Source organism: Stenotrophomonas sp. 93052_Sma (assembly GCF_056481145.1).
On sequence record NZ_CM151134.1, the window covers coordinates 4,322,390 to 4,338,656 of the forward strand.

At 67.6% G+C, this 16,267-nt stretch carries 11 protein-coding genes and 3 pseudogenes; 5 read left to right on the plus strand and 9 right to left on the minus strand.

The window, feature by feature from the left end; all coding sequences use genetic code 11:
* Positions 1-90 precede the first annotated feature (90 nt).
* Both aceF and ACZK2V_RS20170 read right to left on the minus strand, forming a co-directional pair.
* The gene (gene aceF / locus ACZK2V_RS20165) at positions 91-1,803 is read right to left on the minus strand and encodes a dihydrolipoyllysine-residue acetyltransferase (protein ID WP_486322726.1); all 1,713 of its coding nucleotides are present in this window, start codon (positions 1,801-1,803) and stop codon (positions 91-93) included.
* A gap of 167 nt (positions 1,804-1,970) precedes the next feature.
* On the minus strand, positions 1,971-2,486 hold the full coding sequence (locus ACZK2V_RS20170) for a DNA-deoxyinosine glycosylase (RefSeq protein WP_049421431.1): 516 nt from the start codon (positions 2,484-2,486) through the stop codon (positions 1,971-1,973).
* 186 nt (positions 2,487-2,672) lie between these two features.
* On the opposite strand from ACZK2V_RS20170, the gene ACZK2V_RS20175 reads away from it, so the two are divergent.
* The 3 genes and pseudogenes from ACZK2V_RS20175 (at position 2,673) to glpK (ending at position 6,540) form a co-directional block, all read left to right on the plus strand.
* Positions 2,673-3,308 carry an OmpW/AlkL family protein gene (locus tag ACZK2V_RS20175; protein WP_032129052.1) on the plus strand — a complete coding sequence of 212 codons (636 nt, stop codon included), beginning with the start codon at positions 2,673-2,675 and terminating at the stop codon, positions 3,306-3,308.
* A gap of 173 nt (positions 3,309-3,481) precedes the next feature.
* Positions 3,482-4,961: pseudogene (gene glpD / locus ACZK2V_RS20180) on the plus strand (glycerol-3-phosphate dehydrogenase).
* 79 nt (positions 4,962-5,040) lie between these two features.
* A complete protein-coding gene (glpK, locus tag ACZK2V_RS20185) occupies positions 5,041-6,540 on the plus strand; it encodes a glycerol kinase GlpK (protein WP_107433284.1) in 1,500 nt (499 codons plus the stop codon).
* Positions 6,541-6,635: 95 nt separating this feature from the next.
* Here the strand turns inward: glpK and ACZK2V_RS20190 are convergent, their stop codons facing one another.
* Both ACZK2V_RS20190 and ACZK2V_RS20195 read right to left on the minus strand, forming a co-directional pair.
* Positions 6,636-7,430, minus strand: a complete 795-nt coding sequence (locus ACZK2V_RS20190) for a MetQ/NlpA family ABC transporter substrate-binding protein (protein ID WP_049399178.1) — start codon at positions 7,428-7,430, stop codon at positions 6,636-6,638.
* A gap of 26 nt (positions 7,431-7,456) precedes the next feature.
* Positions 7,457-8,428, minus strand: coding sequence for a helix-turn-helix transcriptional regulator (locus ACZK2V_RS20195; protein ID WP_010481302.1), 972 nt, complete (start codon positions 8,426-8,428; stop codon positions 7,457-7,459).
* Positions 8,429-8,509: 81 nt separating this feature from the next.
* On the opposite strand from ACZK2V_RS20195, the gene ACZK2V_RS20200 reads away from it, so the two are divergent.
* Complete coding sequence (locus ACZK2V_RS20200; protein ID WP_049399177.1) at positions 8,510-9,112, plus strand: LolA family protein; 603 nt, start codon at positions 8,510-8,512, stop codon at positions 9,110-9,112.
* Positions 9,113-9,219: 107 nt separating this feature from the next.
* On the plus strand, positions 9,220-9,996 hold the full coding sequence (locus ACZK2V_RS20205) for a DUF481 domain-containing protein (RefSeq protein WP_010481298.1): 777 nt from the start codon (positions 9,220-9,222) through the stop codon (positions 9,994-9,996).
* Positions 9,997-10,110: 114 nt separating this feature from the next.
* On the opposite strand, the pseudogene hemC reads toward ACZK2V_RS20205, so the two are convergent.
* From hemC to mdoH, 5 genes and pseudogenes are all read right to left on the minus strand, one after another.
* Positions 10,111-11,019: pseudogene (gene hemC, locus ACZK2V_RS20210) on the minus strand (hydroxymethylbilane synthase).
* 655 nt (positions 11,020-11,674) lie between these two features.
* Positions 11,675-12,402 (minus strand): annotated as a pseudogene (locus ACZK2V_RS20215) (LytR/AlgR family response regulator transcription factor).
* Positions 12,403-12,412: 10 nt separating this feature from the next.
* Complete coding sequence (locus tag ACZK2V_RS20220) at positions 12,413-13,456, minus strand: sensor histidine kinase (RefSeq protein ID WP_185749935.1); 1,044 nt, start codon at positions 13,454-13,456, stop codon at positions 12,413-12,415.
* 3 nt (positions 13,457-13,459) lie between these two features.
* Positions 13,460-14,119 carry an alpha/beta hydrolase gene (locus ACZK2V_RS20225; protein WP_486322727.1) on the minus strand — a complete coding sequence of 220 codons (660 nt, stop codon included), beginning with the start codon at positions 14,117-14,119 and terminating at the stop codon, positions 13,460-13,462.
* A 50-nt stretch (positions 14,120-14,169) separates the two neighbouring features.
* Positions 14,170-16,095, minus strand: a complete 1,926-nt coding sequence (gene mdoH / locus ACZK2V_RS20230; protein ID WP_032128590.1) for a glucans biosynthesis glucosyltransferase MdoH — start codon at positions 16,093-16,095, stop codon at positions 14,170-14,172.
* Positions 16,096-16,267: the final 172 nt, after the last annotated feature.

The window sequence follows — 16,267 nt, forward strand, 5'->3', positions numbered from 1 at the left end:
CCCGCCCGGCGGCGCCGGTGGGCTGTCACTGCATCTGTTCACGCGGCCGCGCCAGGGGCTGCGGCCGCACGGTGGGGGCGAAGCGGTGCTTTACAGCAGCACGCGGCGCATGTCGGCCAGTACCTGCGACAGGTACGTGGTGAAGCGTGCGGCCAGGGCGCCGTCGATGACGCGGTGGTCATAGCTCAGCGACAGCGGCAGCATCAGCTTCGGTGCGAATTCCTTGCCGTTCCAGACCGGCTGGATGGACGACTTGGAGACGCCGAGGATGGCCACTTCCGGTGCGTTGACGATCGGGGTGAACGCGGTGCCGCCGATGCCGCCCAGCGAGCTGATCGAGAAGCAGCCGCCGCTCATGTCGGCCGGGCCCAGCTTGCCGTCGCGTGCCTTCTTGGCCAGTTCGCCGGTTTCCTGCGCGATCTGCACCACGCCCTTCTTGTCCACGTCGCGGATGACCGGCACGACCAGGCCGTTCGGCGTGTCGGCGGCGAAGCCGATGTGGAAGTACTTCTTCAGGGTCAGGTTTTCACCGCTGGCATCGAGCGAGGCGTTGAACTCCGGGAACTTCTTCAGCGCCGCGGCGCTGGCCTTGATCAGGAAGGCGAGCATGGTCAGCTTGATGCCGGCCTTCTCGTTCTCCTTGTTCAGCGCCACGCGCAGGCCTTCCAGGTCGGTGATGTCGGCCTGTTCGAACTGGGTGACGTGCGGGATCATGGCCCAGTTGCGGGCCAGGTTCGCACCCGAGATCTTCTTGATGCGCGACAACGGCTGCACTTCGATCTCGCCGAACTTGCTGAAGTCGACCTTCGGCCACGGCAGCAGGTTCAGGCCACCACCGGCAGCGACAGCAGCACCGCCGGCAGCCGGCACGCCACCGCTGAGTGCGGCCTTGACGAACTTCTGCACGTCACCCTTGGTGATGCGGCCACCCTTCTCGGTGCCGTTGATCTGCAGCAGGTCCACACCCAGTTCGCGGGCGAACACACGCACCGCCGGGGTGGCATACGGCACCTTGGCCGGCAGCACGCCATCGGCGTTGAACTGCACCGGCGGGCTGGACGGGGTACCGGCCGAGGCGACCTCGCGGGCCGCCAGCTTGTCCGGCTGCGCCGGCACAGCGACCGGCTCGACCTTGGTGGCGGTCTCGGCGGCAGCCGGAGCGGCAGCAGCGGCTGCCTTGGTCGGCGCCGGCGCGGCAGCGCCCTCGGCCTCGATGATGGCGACCACATTGCCCTGCGACAGAGTGTCGCCGACCTTGACCTTCAGTTCCTTGACCACGCCAGCCACCGAAGACGGCACTTCCATGGTGGCCTTGTCGCTTTCCAGCGTGACCAGGCCCTGGTCCTTCTTGACCGTGTCGCCGACGGCGACCAGCACTTCGATGACCGGAATGCCGGAATAGTCGCCGATATCCGGCACCAGCGCTTCAACCGCACCACCGCTGGCAGCCGGAGCGGCCGGCGCAGCTGCGGCCGGGGCCGGCGCGCTCTGGGTGGCGGCAGCCGGCGCTGCGGCCTTGGCCGGTGCCGGCGCGGCAGCTGCCGGCTTGGCAGCCTCGCCTTCAGCCACTTCGATCAGCGCCACGACCTTGCCCTCGGACAGGGTGTCACCGACCTTGACCTTGATCTCCTTGACCACGCCGGCCACGGCCGACGGCACTTCCATGGTCGCCTTGTCGCTTTCCAGCGTCACCAGGCCCTGGTCCTTCTTGACCGTGTCGCCGACGGCGACAAGCACCTCGATTACCGGGATATCGCTGTAGTCACCGATATCGGGGACAAGTGCTTCCTTGATTTCGGCCATGGGGATAACTCCGGCAATCTGGTGTAGGGAAACGTCTATTGTGCGGCCAGCGGGGGCCAGCGCCAACCGTTACAGGTGTTTTCAGTACTCACGCAGCCGGGACACGCTGTTGCTCATGGGTTGCGGCCGCGACCAGTCGGTAGCGTATTGTCCGGACGATGTCCGCTTCATGTCGCCAGTGCGTCGGCTACCGGCTGCCAGGCCTGGCGCAGCCGCGGCAGTGACCAGGCCGCGTTGGCAGGGCTGGTGGACGGCAGCGCCAGCAGCCTTGGCGGCGCCTCCAGGCCGGGCAGCACCCAACGCTGGAATGCCTTAAGCGATGCCGCACCGTTGCAGCCGATCAGCTCCAGCTCAGGAAGCGAAGCGATCAATGCCGGCAGCGCATTGGGTACTTCCGTGCCACGCACGATGTCGGCATCCAGGCTGCCACGCCGCTCGCACTGACCGATCACATCCCACAGACCCACACCGGCTGCCTGCAGTGCGCGCAGCCGTTGCGGGTACGCCAGGGCCACATCGAAGCCACAGATATCGGCCAGCACAGGCCAGAAGCGATTGCGCGGATGCGCGTAGTAGCGCTGCTCCTGCAATGACGCAACGCCGGGCATCGAACCCAGCAGCAGCACCCTGCACTCCATGTTCACCTGCGCTTGCAGGCCGATGCACACCGTTGCTTCGCTCACATCTTCTCCAACTGCATGAATGTCGCCGAGGGCCGAAAAGCCCATGAAAACAGGCTTTTCGCTCCAGTCGCTGAACAAGGGAAACTATTTTTTAACGTGCGTCGGATTCGATTCATGTTGGGGCGACTACGGTGTGCTCGCCCCGCAACCGGGGGCCCAAAACAAGAAACATTAGGAGATACCCCCATGCGCTCCATCCGTATCCTGAGTCTCGCCCTGCTGACCTCCGCCGCCTTCGCGCCGGCCGCTTTCGCCCAGGACAGCAGCAGCACCGACACCGCTTCGGGCAAGCATTTTGCCGTTGTTGGCGGCATCTCGCTGCTGGAACCGAAGAACGATCCGATCACCGGCGTCAAGAAGACCGATGGTGGCCCGGCGCCGACCGTCAGCTTCAGCTACTACATCAACGACAACTGGGCCGTTGAACTGTGGGGCGCTGCCGACAAGTTCGACAACAAGTTCAAGGGCCCGAACAACGCCCGCCTGGGCTCGGTCGAGCAGCAGCCGATCGCGCTGAGCGGCCAGTACCACTTCGGCCAGGCTGACAACGTGTTCCGTCCGTTCGTGGGCGTGGGCTACTACCAGTCGAGCTTCAGCAACGAGAAGCTGGGTAACGGCGCTGACACCGACATCCGCTTCAAGGATGCCAAGGGCGTGATCGGCACCGTCGGCGTGGACATGAACATCAACTCCACCTGGTTCGCCCGTGCTGACGCCCGCTACATGCGCGCCCGCCCGGACGTGAAGGTTGGCGGCGAGAAGATCGGCGAAGCCAAGATGGATCCGTGGACCGTCGGCTTCGGCATCGGCGCCCGCTTCTGATCCAGGCTGCACCTGCTTCACTGATGTAGCGCGACGGGCCCTTCGGGGCCCGTCGTCGTTTCCGTCACCCGCGTTCTGTAGAGTCGAGCTTGCTCGACTGCCTTTCGTAGAGTCGAGCTTGCTCGACTTTTGCAAGAGCAGTCGACTCTACATACACAGGATGCGGAGGCGCGATGCACGACGTCGACCTGCTGGTGATCGGTGGCGGTATCAACGGTGCCGGCATCGCCCGTGATGCCAGCGGCCGCGGCCTGCGCGTGCTGTTGTGCGAGCAGCACGACCTCGCTGGGCATACCTCCAGCGCCAGCAGCAAGCTGATCCACGGTGGCCTGCGCTACCTGGAACAGGGCGAGTTCGGACTGGTGCGCAAGGCACTGGGTGAACGCGAAGTGGTACGCCGGCAGGCACCGTACCTGGTCCGCCCGCTGCGTTTCGTGCTGCCGTGGGAACCGCACCTGCGCCCACGCTGGATGCTGCGCGTGGGACTGTGGCTGTACGACCACCTGGGCCCACGCAGCCCGGCATTTCCCGCCTCGCGCGCCCTGGACCTTCAGCGTGATCCGCTCGGCCCCTGGCTCTCCCCGGATCTGCGGCAGGCCTTCAGCTACGCCGACGCGCAGGTCGATGACGCGCGTCTGGTACTGCTCAATGCCCTGGATGCTGCCTGGCGTGGCGCACAGGTACATGTGCGCAGCCGCTGCATCGAGCTGCGCCCTGTGCAGGGCCGTTGGCTGGCCGTGCTGGAATCCGCCGATGGCCAGCAGCATGTGACCGCGCGCGCCCGTCGCCAATGCGGCTGGCCCATGGGCCGGTGGCCTGCTGGAGCAGATGGAGGCCCGCAGCGGCGGCCCCGCGCTGCGCCTGGTACAGGGTAGCCACATCGTGCTGCGCCGCCCCTGGCCCGATGACAGTGCCTGCCTGCTGCAGCAGCCCGATGGCCGCGTGGTGTTCCTGCTGCCGTTCGCCCACGAGCATCTGCTAGTCGGCACCACCGACACCGACTACCGCGGTGACCCGGCGCGCTGCAGCGTGCTGCCTTCCGAGGTGAGCTACCTGTGCGCGGCCGCCAGCCGCTATCTGCGCGAGCCGATCACTCCGGAAGACGTGGTCTGGCAGTTCGCCGGTGTGCGGCCACTGCTGGCCGACCCGGACCCGCGTGCGGCAACGCTGAGCCGCGACTACCGCCTTCAGCTGCAATCCAGCCCGGCGCCGGCGCTGCATGTGCTGGGCGGCAAGCTGACCACCTACCGCGTGCTGGCCGAGGAAGCGCTGAACCTGCTGCGCCCTGCCCTGCCACAGATGGGACCGGCCTGGACGGCAGGCGGAGACCCGCTGCCGGGCAGCGACTGGGGTGATGCCACACAGGCGCGCTCCCGCCTGCAGGCGCTGGCACCGTGGTTGCCCGTGGAGATCGCACGGCGTTGGGCCGAAGCCTACGGCAGCCGCAGCGCCGCCCTTCTGCAGGGTGTACGGGGCATGGATGATCTTGGAGAGAACTTCGGCGGCGGCCTGCATGCGCGGGAAGTGGCTTTCCTGCGCGACCACGAATGGGCCTGGGACGCCGAGGACGTGCTGTGGCGGCGGAGCAAGCTGGGGTTGCGGCTGGATGCTGCGCAGGTGGCGCGGCTGCAGGCGTGGATCGATAGACGGTAGAGTCGAGCTTGCTCGACTGACATGAAAAGCAGTCGAGCAGGCTCGACTCTACCAACACCATCGCTACCGGAGACGCTGCATGACGCCCCGCTACGTGCTGGCCATCGACCAGGGCACCACCAGTTCGCGCGCGATCCTGTTCGACCGCACCGGCGACATCGTCGGCAGCGCGCAGCGCGAATTCGCGCAGATCTTCCCGCAGCCGGGTTGGGTCGAGCATGACCCGCGCGAGATTCTCACCAGCGTCTATGCCACGCTGACCGAACTGCTCAGCCGCGGGCAGATCGACCCGCGCCACATCGCCGCACTGGGCATCACCAACCAGCGCGAAACCACCGTGGTCTGGGACCGTGCCACCGGACAGCCGATCCACAACGCCATCGTCTGGCAGTCGCGGCAGAGCCACGCCATCTGCGAGCGGCTGAAGTCCGAAGGGCATGAGGCGCTGATCCGCGAGCGCACCGGCCTGCTGATCGATGCCTATTTCTCCGCCACCAAGGTGCGCTGGATCCTCGACCACGTCGAGGGCGCGCAGCAGCGTGCCGAGCGCGGCGAGCTGCTGTTCGGCACCATCGACAGCTGGCTGGTCTGGAACCTCAGTGGTGGCCAGGCGCATGTGACCGACTACAGCAACGCGGCGCGCACGCTGCTGTTCAACATCCACACGCTGGACTGGGATGACGACCTGCTGGCGCTGCTGGGCATCCCGCGCGCGATGCTGCCGCAGGTGCGCGATTCCAGCGCGGTGTACGCGCATACCCGGCCGCAGTTCTTCTTCGATCATCCGATCCCGATCGCCGGCATCGCCGGTGACCAGCAGGCGGCGCTGTTCGGCCAGGCCTGCTTCCAGCCGGGCATGGTCAAGAACACCTATGGCACCGGCTGCTTCATGCTGATGCACACCGGCGCGCAGGCGGTGCGTTCGCGCAATGGCCTGCTGACCACCATCGCCTGGGGCCTGGACGGGCGCGTGGAATATGCACTCGAAGGTTCGATCTTCATCGCCGGCTCGGTGGTGCAGTGGCTGCGCGATGGGCTGCGCATGATCGAACGCGCCAGCGACAGCCAGGCGCTGGCCGCGCAGGTGCCCGACAGTGGCGGTGCTTACCTGGTACCAGCATTTGTCGGCCTCGGTGCGCCCTATTGGCGCAGTGATGTGCGCGGCGCGATGTTCGGCCTGACCCGTGGCACCGGCAAGGCGCACTTCGTGCGCGCGGCGCTGGAGGCGATGGCCTACCAGACCCGCGACGTGCTCGATGCGATGCAGTCCGATGCCGGCATCGCGCTGACCGAGCTGCGCGCCGATGGCGGTGCGATCGGCAACGACTTCCTGGCCGGATTCCAGGCCGACATCCTTGGCGTGCCACTGCTGCGGCCGCGGCTGACCGAAACCACCGCACTGGGCGCGGCCTACCTGGCCGGGCTGGCGGTGGGGTTCTGGTCCAGCCGCGAACAGATCGCCGCGCAATGGGGCCTGGACCGGCGCTTCGAGCCACAGATGGAGGTGGCGCGGCGCGAGAAACTGTATGCGGGATGGCAGCAGGCCGTGGCGGCCACCCTCGCCTTCCACGTCGACTGACGGAGGTGCCGGCCGCTGGCCGGCAACCCTATGATGTTTGGGGGCGCCTGGAGATTGCCGGCCAGCGGCCGGCACTACCACATGGCCAGCGGCCGTCAGAACGCCGGCAGCACCGCGCCCTTGTACTTGGTCTCGATGAAGGCCTTCACCTGCGGGCTGGTCAGGGCCTTGGCCAGCTTCTGCACGCGGGCGTCGTCCTTGTTGTCCGGGCGTGCGACCAGGAAGTTCACGTACGGCGAGTCCTTGCTCTCGATCGCCAGTGCATCCTTGGTCGGGTTGAGGCCCGCATCCAGTGCGTAGTTGGTGTTGATCAGGGCCAGGTCGACCTGGTCCAGCACGCGCGGCAGCATCGCCGAGTCCAGCTCTCGGAACTTCAGGTTCTTCGGATTGGCGCTGATGTCACGCTGGGTCGACAGCGCGTTGGTCGGATCCTTCAGCTCGATCACACCGGCCTTGTGCAGCAGGATCAGTGCACGGCTGTTGTTGCTCGGGTCGTTCGGGATCACCACGTCGGCACCTTCGCGCAGCTCGGCCAGTGACTTGATCTTGCGCGAATACGCACCGAACGGCTCGATGTGCACGCCGATCACCTTCACCAGATCGGTCTTGCGATCGCGGTTGTAGGCATCCAGATACGGCTCGGTCTGGAAGTAGTTGGCGTCCACCTGCTTCTGCACCAGCTGGTCGTTGGGCTGCACGTAGTCGTTGAACACGCGCACGTCCAGGTCCACGCCTTCCTGCTTGAGGATGGGCTTGACCACTTCAAGGATCTCGGCATGCGGCACGGCCGTGGCGGCCACCACCAGCTTCTGCGAGGGCTCGCCGGACTTGCCGCAGGCGGTCAGGGCCAGCGCAGCGGCGAGCAGGGGCAGCAACAGGGTCTTCTTCATGGGCGGAAGGGTTCTCGGGGGGAGTGTCAGGAGTTGTCGTAGTTGCTCAGGGCGAGCTCAAGCAGCGCCTTGGCCTGCTCGCGCAGCATCACCGGTTCGACGATCTCGGCATCCGAGCCGTAGTGCAGCACGTCCATCAGCAGCTCGCGCGAGACGCTGTACGGCACCTTCAGTTCATAGCGGCCATCGGCCAGGAAGCGGCCCTGCTGCTTGGAATGCCAGTGCTCGTCGGCCACCCAGCGCGCGGCCTTGGCGCTGAACAGGATGGTCGCCCAGCCCTTCGGCGCACCGGAGAAGATGCCGTAGCTGGCCCCGAGCTGCTCGTCCAGCTCGCTGTCGGCCACGTCGCGGGCGGTGCTGTCGATCACCCGCGCCTTGTGGATGCGATCCACGGCAAAGCTGCGCAGCGCCTCGCGGTCATGGTCCCAGGCATCCAGGTACCAGTTGTCGCGATAGTGGGTCAGGCGCTGCGGCGAAACGGTGCGCTTGGTCGGCTCGTCGGTGGAACGGGCGCGGTACTCGAACGCCAGCTGGCGGCGCTCCAGCACCGCCGAAGCCACGCTGCGGAAGCTGCCTTCATCGAACTTGCGGCCACGGTGCGGAATCACCCGCACCCGGTCCACCGGCCAGCTGGAAACGCCAGCCTGGGCCGCCAGCAGGCTCTCGATGCGCTGCTGCAGCGGTGCCAGCACCGAGGACAGCACGCCGCCGCCGGTCCGCGCCAGCAGGTGCTGCGAGGCCAGCAGGGCATGCAGCTCCTCCGAGCTCAGCCACAGGCCGGGCAGCTCGAAGCGGTCGCTCTCGTCGGCCTGGTAACGGAAGCCGGCTTCGCCGTCGCCCTCGATCGGTGCCATCAGCGCATCGCGCAGGAAGGCCAGATCGCGGTAGACGGTGGCACGGGAGCAACCGAGCTTGTCCTGCAGGGTCGCCACCGTCACCGGATAGCGTGCGGACTTGAGCAGACGATGCAGGGCGGTGATGCGTTCGTATCGGTCCATACCCCCGATTATGTCCGAGTCGCGGGTCTTGTGTGGGACGTTTGGGCTATCGTGGTCGCCCCCACCCCTCTGGAACACCCGATGCGCCGGTTGCCTGCCCTGTCCCTGCTGGCCTGCCTGCTGCTGGCCGCCTGTGATCGCGCGCCCGCGCCGGCCAGCACCGAAGCGCCCGTGCCTGCGGCGGATCCGGCGCAGGCGGTGCTGGGCGCCAGCCAGCGCTTCTCGGCCCTGCGCAGCTTCCACGCCGAACTGGAGGTGCTGGGCGCGCCGCAGCCGGTGCGCAGCGCCATGGACTTCGTCGCCCCCGACCGCTTCCGGGTGCAGACCCCGGCCGGTCCGCAGACGATCATCGGCGACACCATGTTCCTGCAGGCCGACGACGCGATCCGGCAGGTGCCGACCCCGCCGGGCCTGCTCGAGCAATGGCGCAACCCGCTGCCGGCCGATGCCCTGCCCGCCGATCTGCAGGCCGAAGACCTGGGCAGCCAGTCGCTGGACGGGGTCGAGACGCGTCACTACCGCCTGCGTGGCGCGCAGCCCGGCGAACGCCTGGAGTACTGGGTGGACGCGCAGGGCCTGCCGCGGCAGATCGTACGCAGCGGCAGCAGCAATGGCCGCAGCTTCCAGCTGCGCCTGCGCTATTCACGCTTCAACGACCCGGCATTGCGCGTCGATCTGCCCTGAATAGGCGATCGCGGCAACGCCTGCTGAAGAAACCGTTTGGATCGATTCGGACCGCCATCACGCTTCCAGTATCATCACCGGCTGTCAACCGCTTCGGAGAAGCCCCGATGTCCCTGCGCGTGTCCCTGCTGATCCCCCTGCTGCTGTGCGCACCGCTCGCGTATGCGCAGGATGCCTCCGAACTGGCGGCGATGTCCTCGCCGTGGAGCGGCAGTGGCGGCGAGCTCGGTTTCGCTTCGGCACGCGGCAACAGCAGCACCGAGAGCTTCAACGGCCGCCTGCGCCTGCGCTACACCGATGGCGACTGGGTGCACAGCATGGATCTGGCTGGCCTGCGTTCCAGCTCCAAGGTGATCGAGACCCGCGACGACGGCTCCACCAGCCGCCGCAACAACACCACCGCCAACCGTTATACCGGCAGTGCCGGCAGCGCGCTGCAGCTGGGCGAGCACCGCCAGCTGACGGCCACGGTGCGTACCGAGCGCGATGACTTCGCCACCTACGACCGCCAGAGCTCGTTCGGTCTGGGTTACGGCACCCGCCTGTGGAACACCGAGCGTTTCTCGTTCGACGCGCAGATCGGCCCCGGTGTGCGCCGCACCCACAGCACCGAGGACGACCGCACCCGCACCGGCATGATCGGCCGCGGCCTGTTCGACATGAAGTACTCGCTGACCGACAACACCGACCTGGTCAACACCCTGCTGGTCGAGTCGGGTTCCTACAACACCTTCGGCCAGAACGACTTCGGTGTTTCGGTGAGCATGAACGAACATCTGGCGCTGAAGGCCGGCTGGCAGGCGCGTTACAACAGTGACGTGGCCGAGGACAAGCGCAAGACCGATACGCTGACCACGATGAACGTGGTCTACAAATTCAAATAAGAAACGGGCGCCGAAGGCGCCCGTTCTTCTTTCGGTAGTGCCGGCCGCTGGCCGGCAACTGCATTCAATCGGAGCAGAGGTTGCCGGCCAGCGGCCGGCACTACCTGCGATGGCTCAGACGTTCAGCAGTTCGCCGGCACCGGCATCCAGCAGCATCTTCGCCACGCGCTGGCCCAGTGCTTCCGGGTCACTGGCCGGGCCGATCGCCTCGGCACGCACCGCACGGCCATCACTGGCACTGCCGACCAGGCCCTGCAGGTGCAGGTCGGTGCCCTGCCACTGCGCGATCGCCGCCACCGGCACGTGGCAGCTGCCATGCAGCGCGCGGTTCATTGCCCGCTCGGCTTCCACACAGGCGCGCGTTTCCGCGTCATCCAGGCCCGCGAACAGCGCCATCAGGCGCGCGTTACCACCGTCGCACTCCACCGCTACCGCGCCCTGCGCCGGGGCCGGCAGCCACTGCGGCGGTTGCAGGCGCGCGACGATGCGCGCCCAGGCCCAGACGCTCCAGGCCGGCCACGGCCAGCACGATGGCGTCGTAGCCACCGTTGTCGAGCTTGGCCAGGCGGGTGTTGACGTTGCCGCGCAGGTCCAGCAGTTCCAGGTCCGGACGCAGCGCGCAGCTGAGGCCTGGCGGCGCAGCGACGAGGTGCCAACCCGCGCACCGATCGGCAGCGCATCCAGCGAGGCGTACAGGTTGGAGACGAAACCATCGGCCGGATCGTGGCGGGTCAGCATCGCCGGCAGCGCGAAGGGTTCATCCAGTTCCATCGGCACATCCTTCAGCGAATGCACGGCGCAGTCGGCCTCGCCACGCAGCATGGCCAGCTCCAGTTCCTTCAGGAACAGGCCCTTGCCACCGATGGCGGCCAGCGAGCGGTCCAGCACCTCGTCACCGCGGGTGCTCATCGGCACCAGTTCCACATGCAGGCCGGGGTGGGCCTGGCGCAGGCGATCGGCGACGTGTTCGCTCTGCCAGAGGGCGAGCGGGCTCTTGCGGGTGGCGATGCGGACGGTTTCCATCCGGTCATTATCGCGCCTTCGGCGCGGATACGGCCAACGGCGGAGCCCCTCGTGGCTGGCTGGGGGGGGCGTGAAAGCAACAGCCGTGCTTGGCCGGGCGGGATGGACTGCGCAGGGGCCGCTGCAAGTACGTCCATGTAAGCTCGGTCGCCGCATCCATGCGGCTCACGCCCCTGCGCAGCCCATCCCGCCCGACCTATGACAGTTTCCGTGCGCGCCAGCCACGGAAGATCAAAAGAAAAGCAGAGCAACAGCGGGTCGCTTCGCTCTGAGTCGAGCATGGCTCGACTCTACATTTCTCTCCCCACCCGATAACAACAATGCTTTTGCTGTCCGATGCAGTGGAGAACGAGAGGGTTGGGCCGGGGTGGGGTGGCGGGACCGTTGGCGCCATGGGCCCGAGGCATGCCTCGGGCGGGTTGGGCAGGACGCCCAACCCCGGTCTTGCTGTGTGCGCAGGATTGCGCACACGAGCAAGGCGCCATCGGGCTACAGGGATGTACTTGCAGCGTGTCCCGCCACCCCACCCCGGCCCGACCCAGCACGTAGAAATACCGAGCCATGACCCGCTGTTGCTGTTGCTGTTGCTGTTGCTGTTGATCTTGATGTTGATGTTGATCTGTAAGCAGTCGCGGCCGCAGGCCGCGCGGAACACTCACAGATGCCGCAATTCCTGCTTCAGCGTCGCCACGCAGCGGCGGCTGACTTCCAGCGGTTGCTTGCCATGGCGCAACATCGCCTGCACCTGCCCACCCGTGCCACGGCGCAGCTCGACCAGTTCGTGGCGCGCCACCAGGCAGTTGCGATGGATGCGGATGAAGCGGCTGGCGAACTCTTCTTCCAGCGACTTCAGCGACTCTTCGATCAGGTCCTCGCCGCGCGTGGTGCACCACCACGTACTTCTCTTCGGCCTGCAGGTAATGGATGTCGTCCAGCGGAATCAAGCGCAGGCTGCCGCGCAGGCGCGCGCACAGCATGCTGCGCGCCTGCTGCCCGCGGTGGTCCTGTGGCTGGCCATCGCGGCCGGCCAGGAACGTGCGCGCGCGCGATGGCCGCGGCCAGACGCTCGGCACGTACCGGCTTCATCAGGTAATCAATCGCGGCCGCCTCGAACGCCGACAGCGCATGCGCATCGTAAGCGGTGCAGAACACCACCGCCGGCCGCGGCTCGAAGCTGGCCAGGTGGCGGGCGGCTTCCAGGCCATCCAGCCCGGGCATGGCGATATCCAGCAGGACCAGGTCCGGCTGCAGCTCCGCGCACGCGTGCAGGGCCTGCTCGCCGTTGCCGGCCTCGGCCACCACATCCACGCCGTCCTGCGCGGCCAACAGGCTGCGCAGGCGCTCACGCGCCAGCGGTTCGTCATCGGCGATGACTACCCTCACGATCGCTCCCTCACTGGATCGGCACTGTCACCTGGCAGGCATAGTAGCCCTCGCTCCAGCCAGCCGTCATCCGCGCGGCGCTGCCGAAGCGCCAGGCCAGCCGATGGCCGATGCTGTGCTGGGCATGGCCGGCACCGCGCGCCAGGGCCAGCCCGGGGGCCTGCGGGTCGGGCGCCGGATTGCGCACGCAGATCTGCAGTTCATTACCCTCGCGCATCAGCTGCAACTCGATGGTGCCACCCTCGGGCAGCCGCGAGATGCCATGCAGCACGGCGTTCTCCACCAGCGGCTGCAGTACCAGGCGAGGCAGGGGAAGATCCCAGGGCAGCGGTTCGTCGCGCTGCCAGCGCACCTGCAGGCGCTCGCCCAGGCGCAGTGATTCGATCGACAGGTAGCGCTCGGCCAGCTCGCATTCGTCACGCAGGGTGGAATCACCCTCGCCCGCCCCCAGCGCGGCACGGAACAGATCGGACAGGTCCAGCACCGCACGCTCGGCCACGACCGGGTCGCGATGCAGCAGGCTGGCGATCAGGTTCATGCTGTTGAACAGGAAGTGCGGGCGGATCCGCGCCTGCAGGGCATCGGCCTGTGCGCGTGCGTTGGCCTGTACCTGCGCGGCCCAGCGATCACTCACATAGAAGTAGCGCAGGGCCAAGGCAGTGATCAGCGCCGTCGTCGCCGCGCTGCCCAGCGTGAAGCGCCAGAAGCTGATGCCGCGGGCGAAGTTGTCGCCAAGCACCGCGTACAGGGCATGCACGATGCCCGCGCAGACCACCGCGATCAGCGTCGCCAGTGCGATGGCCGAGACCGCCCCCAGAACCTGTGGCAACCTCGACAACGCGTTCCGCAGCAGGCACAGGCTGGCCGTTACGGCCAGCGCCAGCCACAACGCGAAACCACTGGCCGACAGCAGTTCGCCCACAGTCCAGTGGCGGCTGCCATCCGGGGCCAGGGCCAGCACCACCACCACCAGTTCGGCCAGGCCGAGCATCGCCGCCAGCCGCGGCAGGCGGCACAGTTCCGGCATCCAGGGCGGGGCGCTGGCCGGCGGCATGGGTCAGGCAGCGCCCAGGCGTTCCTGCAACCAGTCACCCAGCGCCTGGATCTCTTCGGCGCAGACCTGGTGGGCCATCGGGTAACTGTGCCATTCCACCTCCAGGCCCAGCGCCTGCAGTGCCTGCGCACTGTGTGCGGCCACCGCCTGCGGAATCACCGGATCGCTGCTGCCATGGGCCATGAACACCGGCACCTGCACGGCGCCTTCAGCGCGCTTTGCGCCGTCGGCTTCGGGCAGGTAGGTGGACAGCGCGATCAGGCCGGCCAGCGACGCAGTGCGTGACAGCGCGGCGGTCAGGATGATCGCGCCCCCCTGCGAGAAACCGGCCAGGAAGATCTTCTCCGGCGCGATGCCTCGCTCGATCTCGCGCGCGATCAGCGCATCCAGCTGCACCACCGATTCCTGCACGCCCACCATGTCGGCGCGCGAACGGAAATCCATGCCGACGATGGCGTACCAGCCGCGCATCGGCACGCCGTTGTTGATCGTGATCGGCCGTACCGGTGCATGCGGGAACACGAAGCGCAGCGCCGGCCAATGCGGACGCACCAGCTCCGGCACGATCGGCGCGAAGTCGTGGCCATCGGCACCAAGGCCGTGCAGCCAGATCACCGACCACTGCGGCGAGGCGCCGGTCTCCTGTTCCACCGTTTGCAGCATGATGCGGCTCCTTCAAGTTCGAGCCGCATTATGCCGCTGCCGCGGGACGATCAGTACAGCGGCGGTTGTTCGGCCGCTTCCCGGCGCAGCTGCGCGGCGCGTACCAGCACCGGCGGCGGGATGTTCTCCTCGGGGATATCAAGCAGGCCAAGACGGTGCAGGAAGGCGCCGGGGCCACGCGAAGACGTCAGTGCCACCACCGGTACCGCCAGCACCATGCCGATCACCACCGGCGCCATCCACGCGGCCAGCGATGGCGACACCGCCCAGGCCAGCATGCCCATGAAGGCGCCGAACACCCCCAGCCCACCGTAGCCACGGATCAGCGCCAGCCACGAAATGCCACCATCGTCACGCTGCTGCGCGTCCCAGCCCGAATCGCGGCCGGACAGCACTTCGGCCACGCCGCGCGACTGCACGTACATCACCACCGGCGCCATCAGCGCGGCCAATACGGTTTCCACCAGCATCGAGACGAACGCGCGCAGGGCACCGCCACACCCGCGGCGGTCGACCGGGTCCAGCAGCATCGCCAGGTAACCCAGCACCTTGGGCAGCAGCAGCACCGCCATGGTCGCCGCGAACAGGCGCACCACCTGTTCCTCGTCCTGGGCCCGCCAGTACACGCTGGGCGACAGGTGCAGCAGGGCGTTGAAATCGATGCCTTCCTGGAACAGCGGGATGGCGATGCCGATCAGCATCAGCATCGCCCACATCGGCGCGGTGAAGTAATGACCGATGCCGATCAGCATGTGCATGCGGCTGATCCAGTGCAGGCCACGGCTGCCGACCACCTTGCCGTGCTGCAGGTTGCCCTGGCACCAGCGGCGGTCGCGCACCAGCAGGTCGGTCAGGGTCGGCGGACCTTCTTCATAGCTGCCGCCCAGGTACGGCACCATGTGCGCGGCCCAGCCGCCACGACGCATCAGCGCCGCTTCGACGAAGTCATGGCTGAGCACGTGACCACCGAATGGCTTGCGCCCCGGCAGCGCCGGCAGCCCGGCCTGATCGGCGAAGGCGCGGGTGCGGATGATGGCGTTGTGGCCCCAGTAATTGCTCTCGGCACCGTGCCACCAGGCCACGCCACGGGCGATCACCGGCCCGTACACACGGCCGCCGAACTGCTGCATGCGCGCGAACAGGGTGCGCCCGCCGATCACCGACGGCAGGGTCTGGATCAGGCCGACGTCGGCGTTGTGCTCCATGCCGGCCACCAGACGCACGATGCTGTCGCCGGTCATCAGGCTGTCGGCGTCGAGGATCAGCATCTGCGGGTAGGCGCCGCCGAAGCGGCGGACCCAGTCGGCGATGTTGCCGGCCTTGCGCCCGCTGTTGTCGCCACGGCGGCGGTAGAACAGCCGCGCCTGGCCATCGGGCACGCGCTCGCGCAGTTCGGCGAACACCTGCTCCTCGGCCCGCGCGATGTCTTCGCGCCGGGTATCACTGAGCACGAAGAAGTCGAACCGGTCGAGCTGGCCGGTGGCGGCCACCGACTCGTAGATCGCCTGCAGGCCGGCCAGCAGCCGGCGCGGATCTTCGTTGTAGGTCGGCATCAGCAGCGCGGTGCGGCTGTGCACCGTCGGCAGTGGCTTGTCCGGGTCGATGCCGAGGCGATACCCCCGGTCGAACACGGCAGTCAGGAAGCCGGCCACGGCGCTGGCGAAAGACAGCGCGATCCAGGCGAACAGGCCGACAAACAGCACCAGCAGGCAGGCCTCGAGCACGCTGATGCCATTGGCCGACAGCACCCGCCACATCATCCGGGTAGCGATGGCGGTCATCGCCAGCGTGCCGCCGAAGATATAGAACCGGCGCAGGCCGATCAGCCGCGGCGAGGTGCGGTGGCGGCGAACCTTCAGCTGGCCTTCGCGCAGGGTCTGCTCAGGCATCTGCAACGGCGATTCGGCCGGCAGCAGCGTCCAGCCGGCATCAAGCCGGGACGTATCTGCTTCCGCATGGATGGTCTGCACCTCCATTGCCGCCTACTCCGCGCAGTCGGCACGGCCGGCCATCCCGGCCGGGCTGCATGCACCAAGGTTCCCGGCGCGCTTTCCCGGCGCCCGCACTTGTCCTGGCTGCGTCGGCGTCACGCCACGCAGTCGCTGTCTGTCACTACCGGAACCCACACGATCTCCAACGGGGCGGAAT

Excerpts from the sequence above, each read along its gene's own strand:
- ACZK2V_RS20200 (WP_049399177.1), top strand. The coding sequence starts at position 8,510 with ATGCGCCGGTTGCCTGCCCTGTCCCTGCTGGCCTGCCTGCTGCTGGCC.
- glpK (WP_107433284.1), top strand. The coding sequence starts at position 5,041 with ATGACGCCCCGCTACGTGCTGGCCATCGACCAGGGCACCACCAGTTCG.
- ACZK2V_RS20190 (WP_049399178.1), bottom strand. The coding sequence starts at position 7,430 with ATGAAGAAGACCCTGTTGCTGCCCCTGCTCGCCGCTGCGCTGGCCCTG.
- mdoH (WP_032128590.1), bottom strand. The coding sequence starts at position 16,095 with ATGGAGGTGCAGACCATCCATGCGGAAGCAGATACGTCCCGGCTTGAT.
- ACZK2V_RS20175 (WP_032129052.1), top strand. The coding sequence starts at position 2,673 with ATGCGCTCCATCCGTATCCTGAGTCTCGCCCTGCTGACCTCCGCCGCC.
- ACZK2V_RS20220 (WP_185749935.1), bottom strand. The coding sequence starts at position 13,456 with ATGCCGCCGGCCAGCGCCCCGCCCTGGATGCCGGAACTGTGCCGCCTG.
- aceF (WP_486322726.1), bottom strand. The coding sequence starts at position 1,803 with ATGGCCGAAATCAAGGAAGCACTTGTCCCCGATATCGGTGACTACAGC.
- ACZK2V_RS20195 (WP_010481302.1), bottom strand. The coding sequence starts at position 8,428 with ATGGACCGATACGAACGCATCACCGCCCTGCATCGTCTGCTCAAGTCC.
- ACZK2V_RS20225 (WP_486322727.1), bottom strand. The coding sequence starts at position 14,119 with ATGCTGCAAACGGTGGAACAGGAGACCGGCGCCTCGCCGCAGTGGTCG.
- ACZK2V_RS20205 (WP_010481298.1), top strand. The coding sequence starts at position 9,220 with ATGTCCCTGCGCGTGTCCCTGCTGATCCCCCTGCTGCTGTGCGCACCG.